Source organism: Sphingobacterium sp. ML3W, from assembly GCF_000747525.1.
GTDB lineage: Bacteria > Bacteroidota > Bacteroidia > Sphingobacteriales > Sphingobacteriaceae > Sphingobacterium.
Genome location: NZ_CP009278.1, coordinates 2,837,694 through 2,859,939, shown reverse-complemented (window position 1 = coordinate 2,859,939; position 22,246 = coordinate 2,837,694). Strand labels below are relative to the sequence as shown.

Below are 22,246 nucleotides of genomic sequence, written 5' to 3'. Positions count from 1 at the left end.
TTATTTTTCGTGAGATTGATTGTTATATGCTGAAAAATATGCTTAAGTTTAGCCCTCTCAATCTAACTATTAATGGCGTACCCATATCCTATGAATAAGGATAGTTTTGTCAACAACTAAGAAAAAAATGAAAAGAACCGTTCTATTTGCTCTACTTTCAATTTTCACCTCTAAAACTGCGGTTTTTGGTCAGCAAGATTCCATCATGATGGATAGAATCTATTATGAATCATTCTATCATGGGCAAGCTTATGATAATTTGCGTTATCTGACGAAAGAAATTGGTCATCGTATAGCAGGATCTGCTAATGCCGACAAAGCTGTGGGCTGGTCTAAAAGTTTGATGGAAAGGATGGATTTTGACCGGGTTTATCTACAAGATGTAAATCTCCCTTATTGGGATAGGGGCCCTAAAGAGAAGGCATATATCGTCGATACAAAAGAGCCTTTACAGATATTGGCGCTTGGAGGTTCCGTTTCCACTCCGGTGAATGGATTAGTTGCAGAAGTGATTGAAGTCGAACTATTGAGTGATCTAAAGAAGTACGGCGAGCAGGTAAGGGGTAAGATTGTCTTTGTTAATAAGCCATGGGATGAATCTATTGTAGAGACTGGTGTGGCCTATGGGTTAAATTCTAGCCAACGTAGCCGAGGACCATCCGAAGCGGCAAAGCTCGGTGCTGTAGCTTATCTATTTCGCTCATTATCTTCGTCATCAACAGATGATTATCCACATACAGGTGGTACAGCGTATGTAAAAGGCATTGATAGCATTCCAGCGATGGCGATATCCGCAGCCTCTGCTATTAAATTAGGCGAAACTTTAAAGGATAATCCCCATGCTCAGGTTTATTTAGAACAACATGCAGCATGGAAAGGGATTGTACATACGCATAATGTTATTGCAGAATGGAAGGGTAGCAAATTTCCCGACAAAATTATAACTATCGGGGGGCATATTGATTCATGGGATGTCGGAGAGGGTGCGCATGATAATGGTACCGGAACGATGGGTACACTGGATGCTATACGCACCTTGATGGCTTTAGGTTACCAACCTAAGCATACGATTCGATTGGTATTCTATATGAATGAAGAGAATGGTGTTCACGGAGCCTCTGCATATGGGCAAGTGGCTAAGGACAATAAAGAACAAATTATCGCTGGTATTGAAAGTGATGCGGGTGGTTTTGCACCACGAGGATTTGATATCAAAGCATCAGCCGAACGTGTTACTTGGATCCAACAACATTGGAAGCCATTATTTGAACAGAAGTTTTGGGTATCGCGTTTCTTGCAGGGTAGCCCTGGTGTAGATTCGGGTGTATGGGGCCAGCATTTTCCCAATACCGTAATGTTCAATTTCAGACCAGACCCACATCGCTATTTTGACTTGCATCATACGGCAAAGGATGTTTTTGAAACCGTAGATAAGCGGGAGTTACAATCAGGAGTCGCCGCAATAGCTTCTTTATTGTATCTGGTTGATCAACAGATTGATCAGTTTTAGTGGTGAATCATAATTTTGGACATTTAATTAGTGCAGGTTTATTATTCACGAAATTAACGCTGTTTGCAGGATGTAAAGGCAAACTTTAGTGCCGATATTGTATTATATCAGAATTTTTTACAGATGTTTATGTAAATCAAAAGGGCCTAATTTTCATTAGACCCTTTATCTTGGCGTTCAACTGTACAGTAATTTTTTTTGTTTCTTATCGTTTCCTCTTTTTTGTTTCTTATCCATTGTTTTTAAAGACATTTGGATATTTTACCGTACTACGTCATTTATTGTTTAACTTTCTTAGGAAAGTATTTGTTATCGTTTTCTATTATAAGAACACCTGTCGTTTAAAAAAGTTCAGAAAAATTTATATTATTTTGAACCGAGACAAATATTAGTCTAAAGTTTCTATTGTCTTACCACAAGTAAGCATACTAGAGCCAAAGTATGGGTTCTTGATGTTAAGCTCTTTACTCAACCAATGTCCACCTTTTCCCGAATTGTACATCGGGCAATGCTGATAAAATACTGGACTACTTAGGTCAGCTACCATTGCCAATTCGTAGGTATATTTAGATAGATCTAAGAAGCTATCTCGCTGCCTTGATATAGATTTCGTTTTGGAAATACTTTCTACACTTTCGGTTAAGTTCTGGCGTACTTTCATCCAAGTGGAATGTTCATTGGTTGCGAGCTTATCCATATCTATCGCTTTGATGACTGCCATCAGTTCAGTAGCCTGTACAGCTGCAGACTTTCCATCAGTTTTTACCAAAGCATCTTTAATAGCAAAATAACCATTTATTACAGTTTGCAATTGTGTTTTGATTTGATTAGCATCAGTCTTCCCAACATGCTTGTGCACTTGTTTATTGCTATCCAGATTATTGTCAGATATGTTGGTATCCAAGGTTGGTTCTCTGGTGTATTGACAACATTCCGGAAGCTGGTTGTATAGATCTTCTGGAGCCAAAAAGTCTTGATTGTCATAACCTACCGATGCAATACGCTTTAAGATTTCACCACGTGATGTTTTTACAGTATCATATTTTAGGACCGCTTGTTTTGTATCTGTATTCCATTCTACTTTTGCGACATTACTGATATTTCCTGCTTTTTCTATGGTTGATTTGCACATATCACAAGCTCCATTGATTTTTACAGTTTCCATTTTTAAATTTTCCGATTGCGCATAGGTATTTGCAGCAGATAGCAATAGCGTAATTGCTAAACATATTTTTGATATTGATTTCATGATGATTTTTTTAATTTAAAATAATATAAATAGGATTTTCAAAAGCAATTTTAATGCTTTTGAAAGGACATACTTTGGGCATGAGTGCCACTATTTAACCTATTTTGGGAGGCAACCAGATGGGAGAAAATTCTGAAGAATAATAATTCTGTTTGAATACAAATTTATGTTCAGTAGCAAAAAAATATTCCTTATGATTGATGTCCACAGGGGTTGTTAAGCTTAATGAACAAACAGATGATAGACACCTACATAAATGATCACATTTATGATCGTTACAATTATCGTGATGTTTTTTCTCATTAGAATCTGTTGGGCAACAATCGTTGTCTTTTATATTCTTATGTCGCGGATTTGAAGAATGGGTTGTCTTTTTAAAATCTATTGTACATGTATAACCACTGCTTGGTATCAGTAAGAAACCCATGCAGAATATTAAGACAAAAACATTATATATACTCAAATTCTTCAACAACACAAATTTATAAATTAATTGTACTATTTAAACTTTATATGGTAATTTTTCATTCATATGACACTTCTAATCTTAAATAACATGGTGCATTTCAAGATAGAAAAATGAAGGTTTTTATGATGCAGATTTGATATTCATATTGTATATAGGTTCTGCAGCGATTATATGGAGCACTTTGCCTAATAATATATCTTTTAAGAATCTATAGCGTTACAAGAATAGTAAATCAATGCATGGTGTTAAATGAAATTTTAAATGACTTTGAGCGTATAACAAGGCTACCTATGCGATGGGTTATCAAGCTAAATGCAAACTAATATCAGAATTTTTTGTTCTTAAATACATAAGTTTCTTAGTAGAGTGGCACCACTTTTATGTAAAAAATAATATTAATAAAATAATATTGTAGTCTTATCAAATGTGTGAAACTTCATTTTTTTATATCTAAATTGCTGTATATGGAAAGAAATCCTGATGTGGTTATTATTGGAGGTGGACTTGCTGGTTTAACAGCAGCACTACATTTATCCAAGGAAGGATTGAAGGTTACTTTAGTGGAAAAAAATGCGTATCCCCGACATAAAGTGTGTGGCGAATATGTTTCTAATGAAATCTTACCCTACCTACAGTGGCTTGGTGTAGATGTTTTAGAATTACAGCCAACAAAGATTACCGACCTTGAGTTTACGACAGCAAGAGGTAAGCATGTGAAAGCACGATTACCACTAGGCGGTTTTGGTATCAGTCGCTATTCATTCGATAATTTTCTATACCAAAAAGCAATATTAAATGGCTGTACAATCATCACGGAAACTGTCACAGCAGTCTCTTTTACTGGAGAAACCTTTACGGTCTCATGCCAAAACCAAGTTTTAATAACAAAGATCGTATTGGGTGCCTACGGAAAACGTGCGCATATCGATCAAATACTTGCACGTGATTTTATTCGTAAATCGGCGCCATGGTTGGCTGTAAAAGCTCATTATTCGGGTAATTTTCCTAATGATGTCGTAGCGCTACATAATTTTGATGGTGGATATTGTGGCATTTCCAAAGTTGAAAACGATAGGATAAACGTATGCTACCTCGCTGATGTGAATACTTTTAAGAAATATAAGAATATCGTAGATTATCAGCAGCATGTCCTATATAAAAATGCACACCTCAAATCTTTTTTTGAAAACAGCACCCTTCTCTTTGAAAAGCAAATTACGATAAGTCAAGTATCATTTGATAAAAAATCCACCATTGAAGATCATATACTCATGATAGGTGATACCGCTGGGCTTATTCATCCGCTTTGTGGCAATGGCATGGCGATGGCCATGCACGGTGCTAAAATAGCCTCAGAGCTAATATTAGATTACTATTCGGGTAAAATAACGTCCCGACAGGTACTAGAAAGTGCCTATGCACGGAAATGGAGTCAAAATTTCGGAAAAAGATTGTTTGTTGGCAGACTTTTAGCAAAAGCACTCCAATATGAAACCAGTACAGCCTTTTGCGTTAATTTAGCGACAAGATTTCCATCACTACTATCTTGGATAATCAAGCAAACTCACGGTAAACCAAAAGAAAATAAATGGGCCTAAATACCAAATTCAGAACAGATAAATCCGAAATCATGGATGATTTTTCGCTTGAGGGCGAAGACTTAATCGAAGCATTGGATAAAATAGCACGTATCAACCAGCTTCTTGGAGGTAATAGTCTTACGTTGAATGGTGTCAAGAAATTATTGGCAAGAGTTGATATTACTAAGCCGATAACGATTGTGGACATTGGTTGTGGCAATGGTGATATGCTCCGTATGTTGGCTGATTACGCTTGTAAAAACAACATCGATCTTAAAATGTTCGGTGTAGATGCCAATTCCTGTACGATACAATATGCGCAATCATTATCAAAAGATTATCCCAACATAACTTATATCTGTGACGATATTTTTGGAGACGACTTCAAAACCATGAAATATGATATCGTGTTATGTACCCTTACCCTACATCATTTTACAAATGAAAAAATACTCGATTTAATCGCTATCTTTAATCAGAACGCTAGTCTGGGAATAGTTATAAACGACCTGCAGCGCAGTAAAGTAGCTTATAGATTATTTGAGGTCATCTGTTTTCTTTTTGGTTTAAATAGGATGTTGAGAGAGGATGGACTTATATCGATATTGAGGGGATTTAAGAAAAGCGAGTTGGAAAGTTTTTCCAATATATTAAATTTAAAATCTTATACCATCCAGTGGAAATGGGCCTTTCGTTACCAATGGATAATAGCTAAAATATGAATGTAAAGATAGTAACAGTTGCCAAGCAACTACCGAAATATTCATGCAGCACAACCGATGTAATTCCCATGTTGGACACTTGGCTGGATGGACAAGACATACGTTTTATAAAAAAAGTAAAAAAGATATTTGAAGGTGCTGCTGTAAATAGGCGGTATTCTATCCTAGACCCAGTTGAAGTTTTTACGGCTACTTCATTTGAAGAGAAAAATAATATTTACTGCAGGGAAGCTATTATTTTAGGCGAGCAGGTGCTTGAAAAAGCACTCAGTAAGGCCGGTTGGGAACCACAATCTCTTGATTATATCATCACCGTAAGTTGTACAGGCATTATGATACCATCATTAGATGCTTACTTGATTAATAAGATGAATCTGAGGCAAGATATCGTCAGGCTACCTGTTACCGAAATGGGCTGTGTCGCAGGGATATCAGGAATCATTTATGCTAAAAATTTCCTTAAGTCCAATCCTGGTAAACGTGCTGCTGTTATCGCTGTAGAAGCTCCGACTGCAACATTTCAGTTGGATGACTTTTCGATGCCCAATATGGTCAGTGCCGCTATCTTTGGAGACGGGGCTGCCTGCTGCCTGCTATCATCATATGAAGACGATCAAGGACCAGCGATACTCGATGAGCAGATGTATCACTTTTATGATGCGGAACACATTATGGGGTTTAAGCTTACTAATGGTGGTCTGCAAATGATACTTGATATTGGTGTTCCTGATACCATTGCCGAGCATTTTGGAACCATCATACATCCATTTCTTCAAAAAAATAACTTAGGTATTCAAGATATAAACCATATGATTTTCCATCCTGGAGGTAAAAAAATAGTCCTCACCGTAGAAAAACTATTTTCCGAATTCGAGAAAAATATAGACGACACGAAAGAGGTATTGTTGCAATATGGCAATATGTCCAGTGCTACGGTTCTTTATGTCCTAGAACGTGTTATGGATCGTCAACCCCAGCCAGGAGAATTAGGTCTTATGCTGAGTTTTGGCCCAGGATTTTCAGCTCAACGCGTTTTATTACAATGGTAATTATGCTAAAAAACGAACTATGGAATTAAAGGATATTAGAGCACAATTGCCATACAGTAAACCTTTTTTATTCGTAGACGAACTCCTTCATGTGGATGAAAATGGTATCATAGGCACCTATACTTTTGCTGAAAATCTTGAATTTTACAAAGGCCATTTTAAAGGTAATCCGATTACCCCGGGAGTGATCTTAACAGAGACCATGGCACAGATAGGTCTGGTCAGTCTGGGAATTTTCCTACTCCAAAACGAGCCAACAGAAGAGGCTGTCATTGTCTTTACTTCTGCCGATATGCAGTTTTTAAAACCAGTATATCCAAAAGAAAAAGTAACGGTAACTTCTCGAAAAATATTTTTCAGATTTGGTAAACTCAAGTGCGATGTCGTTATGAAAAATGAAACCGGGCAGGAGGTGTGTAAAGGCATTTTAGCAGGCATAATAACCAGTAAGCTATGAACAGAGTTGTCATAACAGGATTGGGGGTCGTAGCTCCCAATGGTGTTGGTGTAAAAGCATTCAACAAAGCTATTAAAAATGGCGTTTCAGGTATAAGACACGATCCACAATTGCAAGAATTGCAGTTCTCTTGCCAAATAGCAGGAAAGCCTCAAATTACTGATGAGCTGAAGTCGGAATATTTTACCGATCTCGAACTTCGGGGTTTCGACAGCACAGGGATACTGTATGGCGTTATTGCAGGGGTCGAAGCGTGGAAAGATGCGGGATTATCCATGACAAAAAATGAAGAACCCGATTGGGATAGTGGTGCCATTTTTGGCTCGGGCACATCAGGCATTGACAAATTTAGAGAAAGCATCTATAAAATAGACGCTCTGCAGACCCGTAGATTGGGTAGCACGGTAGTTGCTCAAACCATGAACAGTGGCATCAGTGCATATCTCGGGGGAAAATTAGGACTTGGGAATCAAGTAACGACCAATTCCTCGGCCTGTGCAACAGGTACCGAAGCTATTATGATGGCTTATGACCGAATTCGATTAGGTCAAGCAAAACGCATATTGGCGGGCAGTACTGGAGACAGTGGTCCTTACATCTGGGCTGGCTTTGATGCCCTCCGCGTATGCTGCTCAAGTTATAATGACCGACCAGAACAAGGATCTCGCCCTATGAGTGCAACATCCTCAGGATTTGTTCCCGGTAGTGGGGCAGGAGCATTGATCATTGAAGATTTGGAAAGTGCCTTGCAGCGCGGCGCCACCGTTTATGCCGAGATATTAGGTGGTCATGTCAACTCGGGAGGGCAGCGCGGTACGGGTAGCATGACCGCCCCTAACAGTATTGCAGTCCAACGATGCATTATCGAGGCACTTAAAAATGCAGGTATCACAGGGAATGATGTTGATGCCATAAATGGCCACCTTACTGCAACAGTAAAAGATAGTCTCGAAATCGAAAACTGGACTAAAGCACTGGGACGGCGTGGAGTGTCATTCCCCTATATTAATTCCTTAAAAGGCATGACGGGGCACTGTCTAAGTGCAGCCGGAAGTATAGAGTGTGTGGCTTCTGTCCTGCAGCTGCATGAAGGGTTCCTATTTGGCAATAAAAATTGCATTGATTTGCAGCAAGAGATTACAACACTTATAGCGCCTTCAAAAATACCATTAAAAACATTTAATTTAAATCTAGATATCATAGCCAAAGCAAGCTTTGGATTTGGCGATGTAAATGCCTGTATAATATTTAAAAAATTTAAAAACTAATCTTATGAATAGAGAACACCTTATCGAGAAGTTAAAAGATATTATAAAGCCTTATACCACAAATGATGAAGCTCTTGAGAACCTTACTGAAGATACCGACTTTATCCATGACCTGAATGTCAATTCGGCCAATCTTGTAGATATCGTATTGGATATTGAAGAAAGTTTTGATGTGATTATTGACAATGCTGATATGGAGCGCATGCTTAATGTAAGATCTGCCGTTGAGATTATTGAAATCAAACTTGCTGAAAAATGATCGGTAATGATGTTGTAGATATCTGTCAATCTCGGCTAGATAGTAACTGGCAGCGTAAGGGATTTATACAAAAATTATTCACAGAAGAGGAACAGTTGCTAATAGCAAATAATCTGGATACCGAGATGATTATATGGTTATTATGGAGCATGAAAGAAGCAGCTTATAAAATATGGAATAGGCAAACAAAAATTAGGGAATATATTCCTAGAAAACTGGTATGTACATTACTGACACAAAACAGCCATAGCGCCACAGGGCAAGTTGTTTGTTGTGGTAATATCTATCATACAAAGTCTAGCCTATCAAAAGAATTTCTACATACGATTGCCGTGATTGACTTTCAAGCACTTGAGCATGTCATTGAAATCGACAGCAAAAGTATGCTAAAATATGAGAATGGTATTCCTTACCAAATTACAGAAGACCAATGGAGGCCGGTTTCAGTTAGTAATCATGGTCGCTTTGAAAAAGTGGTAACCATTAAAGCACATGAGTGGTAATTTATCTGAATTGTTTTTTTTATAGAACACACCTAATTGATTCTTTTACATTTAAGTACCATAAATAAGTATTGCGAAACAGGTGATTTCAACGACAAGTTATTACGCTATAAATGGTGATATTAATGATAGAAATTCGATATTAATAATAATGAATAATATCAAAATCTATTATGTTTGATTTGCGAGAATATTCCTATATTTGGTTATAACCAATTACTTTTAAGAGATATATTCCTTTGCACGTGGAAGAATTGAAAAATCAGACAGATGAAAAACAATTGTTGCTGCTTTTAAAGAACGGCAATTATAAGGCATTTCAGTGTATATATCAATTATATAGTTTACGGTTATTGGGCCGTATTATCCGATTGGTGAAAACTGAGGAGATTGCCGAAGAAATTCTACAAGAACTTTTCACACGTGTTTGGACAATTAGAGAACGCATAGATCCTGATCGTTCCTTTAAATCTTTCCTTTTTTTAGTAGCTCAGAATCTCGTGTGTGACCATTTTCGACGCATTGCTTTAGATCAAAAACATCGTCAAGATTTTATTGCAAACAATGTTGAAAATTATATGCATATCGAAGAAGATCTTTTATATAAACAAGCTGAGCAGAGCTTAATGTATGCCATTGACAAATTACCTACACAATGCCAAAAGGTATTCAGGCTATATAAGATGGAAGGTAAAAGCTATGAAGAGATAAGCCATCTATTAAACATAAGCAAGTCAACCGTTAATAATCATTTAACGAAAGCCAATACCATATTGAGGCATGAATTACCTTTTTATAAGACCAATATCATACTGGTTTGTTTATTTCTTTCTAAAATCTTATAATTTTTCATTTTGAAGTAGGTACTTATTGATCGTTGTCCGTATTAGCTTATAAAACCATTATAAGTTGAAAGCTAACGAAGGATTTAACGCTATATTTAATAAGTATCTTGAAGGTGTTGCAAGCCAACAAGAGCTGCAGTTGTTGATGGATTATTTTCAACAAGAAGATTGTATTGGGTTTAGCAAACGTATTTTAGAAGAATTTTCAAAAGAGGAATTAGATGAATATCCATCGCACTATCAAGCTATAGCTGATCGTGTCCAAGTAAGGTTGGATCATTTACATGGCAATAGTGTAAACTGTAATCCAAAAATTTCATTGAAGAGGTCATTCAATCTTTTCACACTTCTAAAAAAACCAATTGCAGTAGCAGCAACGGTACTGGCCTTTGGCATTTTTAGTACCTATCTCATTCATGAAAATTATGAAGCTGATCATGGAAAGCACTCCGCTTTAGAAGATGTTATTTTGCCCAGCCATAATGAAGCGTGCATACTATTTGAAGACGGGGTTACGTATTCTTTATCAGATTTAGATGCTAAGCTGTTAGCAAAAAGAGGTGTACAGGTTACCGTCACTACCGAAGGTGATACTGTATTTAACATTATAGAAGCCCCACTGGGACTTGAGCAGCGCCAAAAATTTTGTTCTCCCAAAGGATCAATGTCTCGCTTGGTTTTAGTTGATGGTACCCAGGTTTGGCTTAACTCCGGTTCAACAATCAGTTATCCCACTCGGTTTACAGAAAGCAATAGAGAAGTTACCATCGATGGCGAGGTTTATTTTGATGTAACACACAATGCATTAAAACCTTTTGTCGTAACAGCAAGATCCACTCAGGTGAATGTATTGGGTACCAAATTTAATGTAGCGACCAATTTAGCCAATGATAATGTGCTAACCACCTTGGTAGAAGGTTCTGTTGAAGTAAAGGTCAGGAAAAACAACCTTTTAATAAACCCAGGTACCCAGGCGATAACAAATCAGAAAACTGGGATTATCAGCAGTCGGGATGTTCATGTTCATGACGTAATTGCTTGGAAAGACGGGAAATTTAAATTTAGAGAAGATGATATTTATACTGTTTTAGAGAAGATCCAAACCTGGTATAATATCAAAGACTATCAAATAGAGGAGTCCACTCATGATCGATTTAGTGGTACCATAGTACGTACTAAAAAATTGTCCGATCTCCTAAACCAACTTGAAAAAATTTCCAATTACAGATTTAATATTAGAGAAGGGAGGGTCTATGTTATGAGATAAAAAGAGTAATAAATAAAAATGGAAGTCCGCTCAATACTTTCAAATTGAATGTTTCGTGATATTATTTAATAATGACCTAAAAAATAAACTTTTATCAACAAACGCTAACCTTATGTATAAATTCTATTTTAATATTCGTGTATCCGCACGGAGATCCACGATTATGGGCTTTGTTACCGTAACAATAATTACCTTTTTCTTACTGGTAATGGTTATTCAGGTAAATGCTTCCACCTTCGAACAAAAAGTATCTCTAAATTTTAAAAATGCATCATTAGGTGTTGTTTTAGAAGAGATTCAAAAACAAACGGGTTTAGACCTTCTGTATAATAGTACATTAATCAATAAAAATAGTAAACGTATCACCATCTATACCAAAGCAGTACCATTTCATGAAGCATTGATTAAAGTGCTTTCAGGCAGTAAATTATCCTTTGAGATCGATAAAAATACGGTTCTAATCAAAGAGATAAAGAATACGCATCATATGGTTTCCTATAGTGCAAATTTAGGAGTGAAATCTAATCAACAAAAAGTGATTACTGGACGTATCGTAGATTTGCAGAATTTGCCTATGCCCGGTGTCAGTGTAGTGGTAAAAGGGACAGCTATAGGCACTTCAACAGATAATGAAGGTCATTATACCCTTCAGGTTCCTGAACAAGGGCAAACTTTACTCTTTTCAATTGTGGGTTATAAGAGTCAGGAAATTACCATTGGAACTAAGACGCGTATTGATGTAGCGTTGGAATCCGATGTCGATAATTTAGAAGAGGTGGTTGTCGTTGGTTATTCTTCTCAGAAGATGAAATACTTATCAAGTGCCATTAGTAATCTTTCTGCGCAAAAGCTAAAAGATGTAACCTCAAATGATTTGGGTAGTATGCTTCAGGGTAAAGCACCAGGGGTTGTTGTATCAAGCGGTTCTGGTGACCCTTCAAGTGAACCGAAGATTCTGATTAGGGGGGCGGGTACAATTTCTGCCAGTACAGCACCACTTGTTGTTGTCGATGGCAATATTGGCGGTAGTTACAATGCAGCAGATATCGAATCCGTTTCAATATTGAGGGATGTAGCGGCTACAGGATTATACGGTTCTCGAGCAGCAAATGGGGTAATCATTGTCAATACCAAAATGGGCAGACCCGGTAAGACACAGATTGAATTTAATAATTCAGTTGGATTTACCAATCCAACAACGGGTAATTTTCGTTTGATGAATTCGCAAGAGCTTTATGACTATCAAAAAACCTTTTATAATCGTGCGCCAAGTGTATTGGATAATAATACCGATTGGTGGGGCCAAGCGTTCGGAACTGGACAGATCAATACCGATAACCTATCGATTTCAGGTGGTTCTGAAAAAGTACAATATTATACATCTGCAGTATATTATCGAGAAACAGGAACATTAAAAGGTACTGGCCAAGAAGTTTTTAATTTCCGTAATAATATGAATGCTCAAATCAATGACCGACTCAAAGTATCCGTATTCATTAACGGTACGGTAAACAAGAATAAATTAGAGCATAGTGAAACTAAATATGGCGCTTACATAAATCTTCCCTTTGATCCTGCTTATGATAGTAACGGCGAACCGATTGATGCCCGTTTTGATCCGAATTGGTTAGGAAGAGAAAAAGACAATTATTTACACTCTTTGCAATATAACTATAACAAAAATGACAATTGGGTCGTTGCAGGGGATTTGAATTTAGATTATAAACTAAGTAGTAAGATTACATTATCAAGTTACAATCGGGTACAGGTTTCAAATGGTAAATCAGCTCGATATTTTGACAGACGTTCAAAACCCGGAGGAGCCAATATTGGCGAATTGTATAATGGAACAACAAATTCAAACCGTTTTTTAACGTCCAATCGTATTCGTTATGTTGAAGAATTTGGTTTACATAACCTAGCCTTATTAGGGGCTGCTGAAGTGGAGACCACTACATCGGGATGGTTAGATGTATCCGGGAAAGGATTGCCAGCAGGTCGAGATGTGATGTCAGTTGCTACAGGAGTCTTGACGAATCCAAATGGTGCTACAGACCAAGTTGGATTTAGAAAATACCTGGCACAAGCAGATTATAATTATGACAATAAGTATTTTTTGATTGGATCTTTTGTGAATGAATTTTCATCAAAATTTGGAAGAAATAATCCTACAGCCAATTTTGCTCAGTTTGGAGCTTCTTGGTTGATGAGTGGTGAAGAATTTTTGAAAGATAACCAGACGTTAACATTTGCTAAAATAAGGGCGAGTTATGGAACTGTAGGAAATGCAGATGGTATTTCAAATTATGCAGCTTTGGGATTATATAGCATCACACAAGATGCCAGTTATAGTGGTTTACCAGGTGCAGCTCCTTTCCAAAAAGGAAATCCAGATTTGACTTGGGAGAAGATCAGATCCGCTAATCTAGGTATTGATGCTTCCCTTTGGAATCGTGTTGCTATTAGTGTCGATGTGTATGATAAGAAATCCAGCGAATTGTTATATCGCAAACCTTTAGCAGCTACTACTGGCTATAGTTATGTATGGGTAAATGCAGGATCTGTTCAAAACAGAGGAATAGAATTCAATATTACATCCCAGAATATTCAAAAACCAAATTTTTCTTGGGAGACAAGCTTTAATATGTCTTTTAATAAAAATAAAGTACTTGAATTAAGTGATGGTTCTGCAGTATTTAATGCTGGTGCTCGACAACCAATTGCCGTAGGATATGATATGGATGCATTTAACCTTCCAATTTGGGCAGGAGTAGATCCTAAGAATGGTGATCCACTTTGGGAAAAAGTGACGCTTGATGACAATGGGACAAAAACGATCACAAAAACCAGTGTCTATAGTGAAGCCGCTACTTCAGACTCTCGTCAATTTACAGGCACATCCGCAGCTCCTAAATTTACAGGAGGTCTAAGTAATAACTTTAGATATAAAGACTTTACACTATCGGCATTCTTCAATTTCGTATATGGCAATTACGTCTATAATGAAACCCGTGTTTCATTTGATAATGATGGTCTATACGAAGCTTTCAACTCTATGGTTTTGGCGAAAGGATGGACCCGATGGGAAAAAGAAGGAGATATTGCTACCCACCCCAAACCAATTGTTGGTGGGAATAAAGATTCAAATCAAGGCTCATCCAGGTATTTAGAGGACGGAAGTTACATTCGATTGAGAAATATCAGAGCGGGCTATAATCTACCTGAAACCCTGTTGAGCAAAATTGGTTTTTCTCGTGTGCATGTATTTGTCAGTGCCGACAATCTATGGACAGCCACTAAATTTTCAGGACCTGATCCAGAAGTTACACTAAGTCAGCAAGATCAAGTGTCTGGTCTATCCAGTTTTAAATATCCAATTAGTAAAAAAATTGTTTTCGGTCTTAATTTAACATTCTAACTCAATTTCAAGATGAAACTAACGTTATTTTATACCCCCTTGATCGCTATAGCATTAGCAGTGTCACTTTATTCTTGTCAGAAATACTATGATCCGACAGAATTTATCAATGAAGAAGGTGCCTTAAAAAATGAAGCCGACGTAGGAACCACCACAATTGGGACTTATGCTGTTTTAAAAAATGCCGCTTATGTACGCAGTGGTCATTTCTTAATGGAATATCCTGGAGATGCGGTTGCACAAGGACAATCCTCCGGTGATGACCTGACCAAAGCATACCGCTATACCCATATTAATACTTCAGAACATTGCAGTAATTTTTGGTCACAGGCTTACAAGGTCGTCGCTGCAGCTAACAAAATTATTGCATTTGTTCCAGATGATGCCGGAGCAGGTCTATTGCAGCTAAAGGGTGAAAATCTTTATTTAAGGGCCATGATGCATTTCAACTTGGTTCGTATTTTTGGACGCCCGTATCCGCAAAATAAGGGCGCAAATCTAGGTGTCCCCATTTTAAGAGAAGGGTTGTCAGATGAAGAGTCTGCTTCTCTAACACGAAGTCAAGTAAAAGAAGTTTATGATTTTGTCATTAGCGATTTGCTCAAAGCAGCAGAATTAATGACCGAAGATAAAAGTAACTCTTTTGCATCCAAAGAGGTTGCCTATGCCTTATTATCACGCGTATACTTGTATAAAGAAGACAATATCAATGCGATTAAGTATGCTAATCTCGTCATCAATTCAAATCGTTATTCACTTTTGCAAGGGAACGAATATGCCGGTTATTTTCAGTCCTTACCGGATAACAACCGGGAGACCATTTTTTGTATTAGGCATACCAAGGTTGAAGATCGTAACATGTCCTCTATTGGTTCAATGTATTTTAGTGGAGATGTTTCTGGGAAACCTTTAGGGCAGGGGGTTAGTGGTTGGGCAGAAATCTACGCTTCTAAAAAGTATTATGATTTTGTGGGGCAACATCCACATGATTTGAGGAATGGGTTTATCACACCTTATATTGAAAACGGTGTTTTGCAATATAACCAAAAGTTGACACCTACGACACCGATGTATTACGTCAATAAATACTCACGCCAAGAAGGGCAGATTAATTTAAGTTCACCTGTTTATTTGCGACTTGGTGAAATATATCTGATCAGGGCAGAAGCAGAAGCCAAAGTAGGAAATGATGCTGCTGCATTAGCAGATGTCAATTTATTACGTCAACGTGCAGGCTTAGCAGGTAACGAGCTCTACAATGCTAGTCAGGTACAAGCTTCTGGAAAAACTATGCTCGATATTGTCTTAGAAGAACGCTTTTTGGAGTTAGCATTTGAAGGACATAGAGCCTATGATCTTTTCCGAAACAACCTGCCTATGGAACGCAATTATCCTGGTACACATTCATTAAACAATACGCCTACTACAGATATCCATCAAATAGTTCGTGCTAATGACAATCGTGTCGTTTTTTATATTCCACAAGCAGAGATTAATAGAAATAATAAATTAAATCAAAATCCTTAACAAATTATATAACTATTATGAGTTTTTCTAGAAGAAAATTTTTAAGTGCAGTTGGTCTAACGACCGTTGCAGGAGTAGTTGCAGCGAATACATCCATGGCGTCGACTAGCCTATGGTCCGTCAGTACAAAAACACTAAAAGTAGGTCTGATCGGTTGCGGTGGTAGAGGTACTGCAGCAGCTATGGAGGCACTTAATGCCGACCCCAACGTAGTTCTTCATGCTATGGCAGATGCTTTTGGCGACCATTTGGACGAGTCGTACAAGACTTTAAAAGAGAAGATGGGTGAAAAAATACAAGTGAAAAAAGAGCAACAATTTGTTGGTCTAGATGCTTACAAGAAATTATTATCTTCAGGCGTTGATGTTGTTATATTGGCTTCACCGCCAGCATTCCGTCCAGCTCATTTGGAAGCATCTGTAGAGGCAGGGAAACACATCTTCTGCGAGAAACCATTTGCTGTGGATGCCCCAGGGTTAAGAAGAGTAATTGCAGCTTCGAAAAAAGCAAAAGATAAAAATTTAGCATTGGTTGCAGGATTTTGTTGGCGTTATCATCTTCCAAAGCGTCAAATCTTTGGAAAAGTATTGGATGGGCAAATTGGTCACGTAACATCAGCAGCGTGCACGTATGATACAGGTGAACTTTGGTATAAAGAAAGGCAGCCGGAGTGGACAGATTTTGAGTATCAATTAAGAAACTGGTTGTACTATAATTGGCTTTCAGGAGATCACATTATTGAGCAGGCTATCCATAGTATCGATATGTTACAATGGGCTATGGGTGATCGATTGCCTGTAAGTGTTGTCGGTACAGGAGGCCGTCAGAAAAGAGTAGATCCAAAATTTGGCAATGTATATGATCATTTTGCAGTCGTATTTGAGTATGATGATGGCACAAAAGGTTATTTCTCGAGTCGACAACAGAATAATACGGCACCTTCCTATGCTGTGGAGCTCATTGGGAAAGATGGGAAATGTATTGTAGACTGTCGAACAGGCGAACACCTTATTACAGGAGCAAATCCTTGGAAATATGATGATGAAACTAAGTTTACGGATGAAAATGCCTATAAAAAATCAAATTCAAGGAGCATGTATCAGCAAGAGCACGATGAGCTTTTTGCTTCTATTCGTAATAATAAGCCTAAAAACGATGGGGATTGGATGGTGAAATCCAATCTTGTCGCATTGGCCGGACGTATGGCTGCTTATACAGGTCAAAAGGTAAACCTTCAAGATGCATTAGCATCTAACGAGCTATTATTTCCAGAGCAGGTCTCATGGGATTTAAAATATGATATACCAGTATCAATTCCAGGTATTAACACAACAATTTAAGAGCTATGGATCGAAAAGGATTTATAAAATCAGCTGCCCTTGTTGCTGGAGCAGCAGCGGCCTTCCCAATATTTAACACATCAGCAAGTAAGCTACCAATTACGAGTATGAATGCTAAATGGTTGAAAAAAGGTGTTGGTTATGATATGATTAAAGGAGAACTTTCTTTGGTCGACAAGTTCAAATTGATTAAAGACTTAGGGTTTGATGGTATTGAGTTCAATAGTCCTGTCAATTTTAGCATCAAGGAATTGTTGCATGCAAAGTCAGCAACTGGAATCGAAATTCCAAGTCTTGTCAATAAGGATCATTGGTCCAAACCTTTATCTGATCCCGATGCGTCAGTGCGACAGTTCATAATTGGTTCTGTTGCTAAGTCATTGCAAGAAGTAAAGGAATTAGGTGGAGATACGTTACTTGTAGTGCCAGGAGTTGTCAATGAGAAGGTTTCTTATGGCACTGCATACAAAAATGCACTAGATTCAGTTCGAAAATTGATTCCATATGTCGAGAAAACGGGAGTCCGGATTGGGTTGGAAAATGTTTGGAATAATTTTATATTGAGCCCGATAGAGGCAAAGATGTTTATCGACGAAATCGATCACCCGCTAATAGGATGGTACTTCGACATCGGTAATGTACTTCGATACGGTTGGCCCGAACATTGGATTGAGGTGTTGAATAAAAAAATATTTAAGCTGCATGCCAAAGAGTTTAGTCGGGTCAAAATGAATGATGAAGGATTAAGAAACGGTTTTAATGTAGAACTGCTCGAAGGAGATATTGACTGGCCAGTTGTTATGAAAACACTTAAAGAAGTGGATTATAAAGGAGGGTGGTTGACTGTTGAGTTAGGAGGTGGTGATCACGATTACCTTAAAAAAATATCCAATCAAATGGACACTATTTTAAGCTATTAAATGGGCGCTACTTAAAGAAAGCAATCATACTTGATGCCTCTTTAAATCAGTGTCTCACAATTAGGGAATGATCAATTCAGTAGCCTGCAAATGAACAAGCTATCTAATTGATCATTTCTTTTTTTGTAATAATCATTCATTCGGTTGTTCACGCTGATTCATCTTGGATAAATGAAGATGAATTTGTACCAAGTAAATACCTCCGAACTCTCCAAAGAGTGTTTATTTATTGTCAAATTTGAACCGTATACATGAATTATGGCATAGAACTTACCAAAACGACATGCAGACGTTTACAGTGTCTATCGTATTGAAAAATTTATTCCTTAACTTTACTTAAGCAGAATTGGAAGCTAAAAATATAAAAAATAACGGGGTATTAAGAAACAATAGGACCATTTTCTAGATTCTGTAAACGTTGAAAATAATACGATGAAAAAGATTATAATGGTATTAGTGAGCTGTATAGGTGGAGTTGTATTGACTGCTATGGGGTTTACGTTCATGAATAAAGGAAACGATTCAAAAACAGCTATAAAGATGGATGAAAATAAAATGACCAAAGAAATTTATTTTGCAGGAGGCTGCTTTTGGGGGACTGAGCATTTTTTTAAACAGGTGAGGGGTGTAACAGCTACCGAAGTGGGGTATGCGAATGGGACAGTTAAGAAGCCCTCTTACAAGGAGGTTTCTAAAGGGGTTACAGGAGCCGCCGAAACCGTAAAAGTAATCTATGATCCTGAAGTGATTGATTTGGATCTATTAATTGATCTTTACTTCAAAACGATCGACCCAACCTTGCTCAATCAGCAAGGAAATGATGTAGGGACCCAATACCGAACTGGTATTTTCTTTTCTGATCAAGCAGATGAAAGTTTAGTACGTCAAAAAGTTCAAGAATTGGGCAGTACTTATCATCAAAAGATTGTAGTTGAATTTGGGCCAATCCAGAGTTTCTATGATGCAGAAACGTATCATCAGGATTATTTGGATAAAAATCCAGGTGGCTATTGCCACATTGGACCTGCTTTGTTTGAATTAGCAAAAAAGGCAAATCCTCCTAAAGAAAGTGAATATAAAAAGAAAGATAAGAACACATTAAAAAAAGAACTGACCGATATTCAATATGAGGTAACTCAGAAAAATGGAACAGAAAGAGCATTTGAGAACGCATATTGGGACGAATTTAGAGAAGGTATTTATGTCGACGTCACTACGGGTGAACCCTTATTTGTTTCGACGGATAAGTTTGAATCGGATTGCGGATGGCCCAGTTTTTCTAAACCCATAAATGAAAAGACGGTAAAAGAACTTTCGGACAATTCTTATGGAATGCAACGTACGGAAGTAAGAAGTAAAACAGGAGATGCGCATTTAGGACATATTTTCAACGACGGACCTGCTGATAAAGGAGGCATGAGATATTGTATCAACAGTGCATCGTTAAAGTTTATTCCTAAAGCTGAAATGGATGCCAAAGGTTATGGAAAATTTATTTCTTTATTGAATAAGGAACCATCAAAATAAGTTGACACTGAAAAAAGGAAAACTGAATACTATTCCGCAGGTATAAATACCAAAGCCCAATCTTTTAAAATTGGGCTTTGGTATTAATTGCGCATGGCTCTTTTCGAGTACATGCACGCTCAATTAAGCTTGGATATTAGCATTAATTATTTCAACTGGTAAGCTGCAACACTCTTTTTGAAAAAAGTAGGAACATAGATTATTTTTGTGATAGGATCATAACCTATATCTGCCGTATTTTTCTTTTCTGCGCTACTGTCCAATAGTAATTCTGATTTTCCATTGGCATGTACATAATAGATATATCCTCCCCAGCATGAGTACACGAAGTCTCCATTGCCAATCGGTTCAATACCATCACCGCCACAGGGCATATCTGCTATTGTGGTTAATTCCTTCTTCTCATTTGCTTTTAACAATTGCTTATTTCCACCAGCAATGTAAAGGTCGTTACCTATTGCTTTCAATCCATTCACCCCATCAATATTTTCAAGGTATACGACATCTTTATTATTGATGATTTGATGGATTTTTTTCGTTCTAGAATCTGAAACATACACAACACCTTTATCACTTACCGTGATATCATTTAAAAATACAGATCCAGCAATAGGGATTTTACGGACCACTTTGCTCGATGGAATATCAATAACAACCACATCTGTTATATCGGCAGCATAAAGTATATTGCCATGTTTAGCAAGTCCTTTTGGTGAATTGAGCCCATTTATCCATTCGAGATCGATTACCTTTCCACTCAGATCTAATTTGCCGATACCACCAATGCCATCTTTCTCATCGGCGCTATTACCCATGATGGAAACATAGAGTATACCTGCCTTAGTATCTGGCAATACGGATTCGGGTAAGTTGATGATGCTATCAGTTTCCCATATTTTCTCCAATTTATGCTGTGCTTGGACCGATACGCCCAATACTAGCGCTAGGGATAGATTTAGTACTTTCTTCATAATTGCTTGTTTCTTAAAAGGTTCAATTGTTAGTTTATAAATATTTTAAGATAAGTAAGTTACAAATAGTTTAATAAATAAGTTGTTTAATATATCAACAAAAAATGCGCCTACCATCGGTACGATTAAAAATGCCTTATGCGATGGACCGTATTTATCGGTTATTGATTGCATATTGGCAACCGCGGTAGGGGTTGCACCTAATCCAAATCCACAATGTCCTGCGCTCAGTACAATGGCATCATAGTCACTTCCCATTACTCTAAAGGTAATAAACATGGCAAATAGTACCATTAGTACAGTTTGTAATACCAGTATGATCAATACCTGAGTGGCTAGTCCTTCCAATTCCCATAACTGTAATGACATCAAGGCGATGGTTAAAAATAGGTATAGGCCCGTATTTCCAAGCACATCGACAGCATGGTCATTTACGACATATTTAGATGTTCTATTAATCGTGTTGCGAATGACAACGCCAATGAACAGGCACCAAACAAAATTTGGAAGTTCGAGCCATGAATCTTTACAATACTCATATAGTAGGTTTCCCATTGATAAGCAAATTGCAAACATCGTCAGCGTTTCAATCATGTTACGAACATTAATTCGTCTGTTTGAAGCTGGACTTTCGAACATTTCTACAGGAAGTTCCTTTTCTTGTACCTCATTGGCTGGTTTTATATTTTTCTTTTTCAGCAGCACTTTTGCTACTGGGCCACCTATTAGGCCTCCCATCACTAAGCCGTACGTAGCACAAGCCATAGCTAGCTCCATGGCGCCATTTATGTGGAATATATCCGTTAGATTTTGCGCCCATGCTGCACCAGTTCCATGACCACCAGTTAGTGTTATTGAACCAGCGATCAGTCCATAACTTGGGTTTATATCTAATAACGATGCTATTGATATGCCAAAAATATTTTGGACGATCATGAATGTACCCGTTAGAAGAACGAATATTAACAAAGGTTTTCCTCCCTTTTTTAGCTTTTCAAATTCGGCGCTCAAACCAATGGAGGTAAAGAAGATAAGCATCATTGCCGTTTGCAGCGAACCTTCAAATTTGAAGCTAAGACCCATAGTTGAATTTAAGATATAAAGCACAACTGCAATAAAAAACCCTCCAACTACGGGCTCGGGGATGTTGTAGTTTCTAAAAAAACGTACTTTTTTAACAATAAAAAATCCTAAAAGCAAAACAAGACAAGCAAAAGCTAACGTTTCAAATATTCCAAATGTCATATATATGGGGTTTCTGATTTTAAAATAAAGTGGAAAGTTAAGAATAAAATACAAAACTATTGTTTTCATCACTTTTATGTGACCACGTGATATGAATACATGTTTCCAACGTGATTATTT

General features: G+C 37.4%; 18 protein-coding genes and 1 pseudogene. 16 read left to right on the top strand and 3 right to left on the bottom strand.

Translation table 11 applies throughout. The annotated features are described in order from the left end of the window. Positions 1-127: 127 nt before the first annotated feature. On the top strand, positions 128-1,510 hold the full coding sequence (locus KO02_RS12250) for a M20/M25/M40 family metallo-hydrolase (protein ID WP_038698690.1): 1,383 nt from the start codon (positions 128-130) through the stop codon (positions 1,508-1,510). 388 nt (positions 1,511-1,898) lie between these two features. On the opposite strand, the gene KO02_RS12245 is transcribed toward KO02_RS12250, so the two are convergent. After that, positions 1,899-2,759 carry a DUF3347 domain-containing protein gene (locus KO02_RS12245; protein ID WP_038698688.1) on the bottom strand — a complete coding sequence of 287 codons (861 nt, stop codon included), beginning with the start codon at positions 2,757-2,759 and terminating at the stop codon, positions 1,899-1,901. A 933-nt stretch (positions 2,760-3,692) separates the two neighbouring features. Between KO02_RS12245 and KO02_RS12240 the strand changes: the two genes are divergently transcribed. The 15 genes and pseudogenes from KO02_RS12240 (at position 3,693) to msrB (ending at position 19,910) form a co-directional block, all read left to right on the top strand. Further along, a complete protein-coding gene (locus KO02_RS12240) occupies positions 3,693-4,826 on the top strand; it encodes an NAD(P)/FAD-dependent oxidoreductase (RefSeq protein WP_038698686.1) in 1,134 nt (377 codons plus the stop codon). Next, positions 4,817-5,530: a methyltransferase domain-containing protein gene (locus tag KO02_RS12235; RefSeq protein ID WP_038698684.1), complete on the top strand. Its 714-nt coding sequence runs from the start codon at positions 4,817-4,819 to the stop codon at positions 5,528-5,530. Before KO02_RS12240 ends, KO02_RS12235 begins: the two co-directional genes overlap by 10 nt. Further along, the gene (locus tag KO02_RS12230) at positions 5,527-6,579 is read left to right on the top strand and encodes a type III polyketide synthase (RefSeq protein ID WP_038698682.1); all 1,053 of its coding nucleotides are present in this window, start codon (positions 5,527-5,529) and stop codon (positions 6,577-6,579) included. The genes KO02_RS12235 and KO02_RS12230 overlap by 4 nt, the downstream gene beginning before the upstream one ends. 19 nt (positions 6,580-6,598) lie before the next feature. Next, positions 6,599-7,036, top strand: a complete 438-nt coding sequence (locus tag KO02_RS12225; protein WP_038698681.1) for a 3-hydroxyacyl-ACP dehydratase FabZ family protein — start codon at positions 6,599-6,601, stop codon at positions 7,034-7,036. Next, positions 7,033-8,304 carry a beta-ketoacyl-[acyl-carrier-protein] synthase family protein gene (locus KO02_RS12220; protein WP_038698679.1) on the top strand — a complete coding sequence of 424 codons (1,272 nt, stop codon included), beginning with the start codon at positions 7,033-7,035 and terminating at the stop codon, positions 8,302-8,304. The genes KO02_RS12225 and KO02_RS12220 overlap by 4 nt, the downstream gene beginning before the upstream one ends. A gap of 4 nt (positions 8,305-8,308) precedes the next feature. Next, positions 8,309-8,563: an acyl carrier protein gene (locus tag KO02_RS12215; RefSeq protein WP_038698677.1), complete on the top strand. Its 255-nt coding sequence runs from the start codon at positions 8,309-8,311 to the stop codon at positions 8,561-8,563. Beyond that, on the top strand, positions 8,560-9,066 hold the full coding sequence (locus KO02_RS12210) for a 4'-phosphopantetheinyl transferase superfamily protein (RefSeq protein WP_038698674.1): 507 nt from the start codon (positions 8,560-8,562) through the stop codon (positions 9,064-9,066). The genes KO02_RS12215 and KO02_RS12210 overlap by 4 nt, the downstream gene beginning before the upstream one ends. Before the next feature lie 245 nt (positions 9,067-9,311). After that, positions 9,312-9,911, top strand: coding sequence for an RNA polymerase sigma factor (locus KO02_RS12205; protein ID WP_158500287.1), 600 nt, complete (start codon positions 9,312-9,314; stop codon positions 9,909-9,911). Positions 9,912-9,975: 64 nt separating this feature from the next. Next, the gene (locus KO02_RS12200) at positions 9,976-11,178 is read left to right on the top strand and encodes a FecR family protein (RefSeq protein ID WP_038698672.1); all 1,203 of its coding nucleotides are present in this window, start codon (positions 9,976-9,978) and stop codon (positions 11,176-11,178) included. A 112-nt stretch (positions 11,179-11,290) separates the two neighbouring features. Beyond that, positions 11,291-14,596, top strand: coding sequence for a SusC/RagA family TonB-linked outer membrane protein (locus tag KO02_RS12195; protein ID WP_081918373.1), 3,306 nt, complete (start codon positions 11,291-11,293; stop codon positions 14,594-14,596). 12 nt (positions 14,597-14,608) lie between these two features. Further along, positions 14,609-16,123, top strand: coding sequence for a RagB/SusD family nutrient uptake outer membrane protein (locus KO02_RS12190; RefSeq protein WP_038698670.1), 1,515 nt, complete (start codon positions 14,609-14,611; stop codon positions 16,121-16,123). 17 nt (positions 16,124-16,140) lie between these two features. Then, complete coding sequence (locus KO02_RS12185; RefSeq protein ID WP_038698668.1) at positions 16,141-17,463, top strand: Gfo/Idh/MocA family protein; 1,323 nt, start codon at positions 16,141-16,143, stop codon at positions 17,461-17,463. Between the two features lie 5 nt (positions 17,464-17,468). Continuing rightward, a complete protein-coding gene (locus tag KO02_RS12180; RefSeq protein ID WP_038698666.1) occupies positions 17,469-18,383 on the top strand; it encodes a sugar phosphate isomerase/epimerase family protein in 915 nt (304 codons plus the stop codon). 432 nt (positions 18,384-18,815) lie between these two features. Continuing rightward, a pseudogene (gene msrA, locus KO02_RS24385) lies at positions 18,816-19,340 on the top strand (peptide-methionine (S)-S-oxide reductase MsrA); the annotation flags it as partial. 153 nt (positions 19,341-19,493) lie between these two features. Continuing rightward, positions 19,494-19,910, top strand: a complete 417-nt coding sequence (msrB, locus tag KO02_RS24380; RefSeq protein WP_410528216.1) for a peptide-methionine (R)-S-oxide reductase MsrB — start codon at positions 19,494-19,496, stop codon at positions 19,908-19,910. A 146-nt stretch (positions 19,911-20,056) separates the two neighbouring features. On the opposite strand, the gene KO02_RS12170 is transcribed toward msrB, so the two are convergent. Next, positions 20,057-20,881, bottom strand: coding sequence for an ATP-binding protein (locus tag KO02_RS12170; RefSeq protein WP_038698662.1), 825 nt, complete (start codon positions 20,879-20,881; stop codon positions 20,057-20,059). Positions 20,882-20,926: 45 nt separating this feature from the next. Beyond that, the gene (gene gltS / locus KO02_RS12165; protein WP_038698660.1) at positions 20,927-22,126 is read right to left on the bottom strand and encodes a sodium/glutamate symporter; all 1,200 of its coding nucleotides are present in this window, start codon (positions 22,124-22,126) and stop codon (positions 20,927-20,929) included. Between the last annotated feature and the right edge of the window lie 120 nt (positions 22,127-22,246).

Coding starts and splice junctions, on each gene's coding strand:
- KO02_RS12220 (WP_038698679.1), top strand. CDS start 7,033: ATGAACAGAGTTGTCATAACAGGATTGGGGGTCGTAGCTCCCAATGGT.
- KO02_RS12230 (WP_038698682.1), top strand. CDS start 5,527: ATGAATGTAAAGATAGTAACAGTTGCCAAGCAACTACCGAAATATTCA.
- KO02_RS12170 (WP_038698662.1), bottom strand. CDS start 20,881: ATGAAGAAAGTACTAAATCTATCCCTAGCGCTAGTATTGGGCGTATCG.
- gltS (WP_038698660.1), bottom strand. CDS start 22,126: ATGACATTTGGAATATTTGAAACGTTAGCTTTTGCTTGTCTTGTTTTG.
- KO02_RS12215 (WP_038698677.1), top strand. CDS start 8,309: ATGAATAGAGAACACCTTATCGAGAAGTTAAAAGATATTATAAAGCCT.
- KO02_RS12250 (WP_038698690.1), top strand. CDS start 128: ATGAAAAGAACCGTTCTATTTGCTCTACTTTCAATTTTCACCTCTAAA.
- KO02_RS12245 (WP_038698688.1), bottom strand. CDS start 2,759: ATGAAATCAATATCAAAAATATGTTTAGCAATTACGCTATTGCTATCT.
- KO02_RS12195 (WP_081918373.1), top strand. CDS start 11,291: ATGTATAAATTCTATTTTAATATTCGTGTATCCGCACGGAGATCCACG.
- KO02_RS12240 (WP_038698686.1), top strand. CDS start 3,693: ATGGAAAGAAATCCTGATGTGGTTATTATTGGAGGTGGACTTGCTGGT.
- KO02_RS12185 (WP_038698668.1), top strand. CDS start 16,141: ATGAGTTTTTCTAGAAGAAAATTTTTAAGTGCAGTTGGTCTAACGACC.
- KO02_RS12235 (WP_038698684.1), top strand. CDS start 4,817: ATGGGCCTAAATACCAAATTCAGAACAGATAAATCCGAAATCATGGAT.
- KO02_RS12210 (WP_038698674.1), top strand. CDS start 8,560: ATGATCGGTAATGATGTTGTAGATATCTGTCAATCTCGGCTAGATAGT.
- KO02_RS12225 (WP_038698681.1), top strand. CDS start 6,599: ATGGAATTAAAGGATATTAGAGCACAATTGCCATACAGTAAACCTTTT.
- KO02_RS12180 (WP_038698666.1), top strand. CDS start 17,469: ATGGATCGAAAAGGATTTATAAAATCAGCTGCCCTTGTTGCTGGAGCA.
- KO02_RS12190 (WP_038698670.1), top strand. CDS start 14,609: ATGAAACTAACGTTATTTTATACCCCCTTGATCGCTATAGCATTAGCA.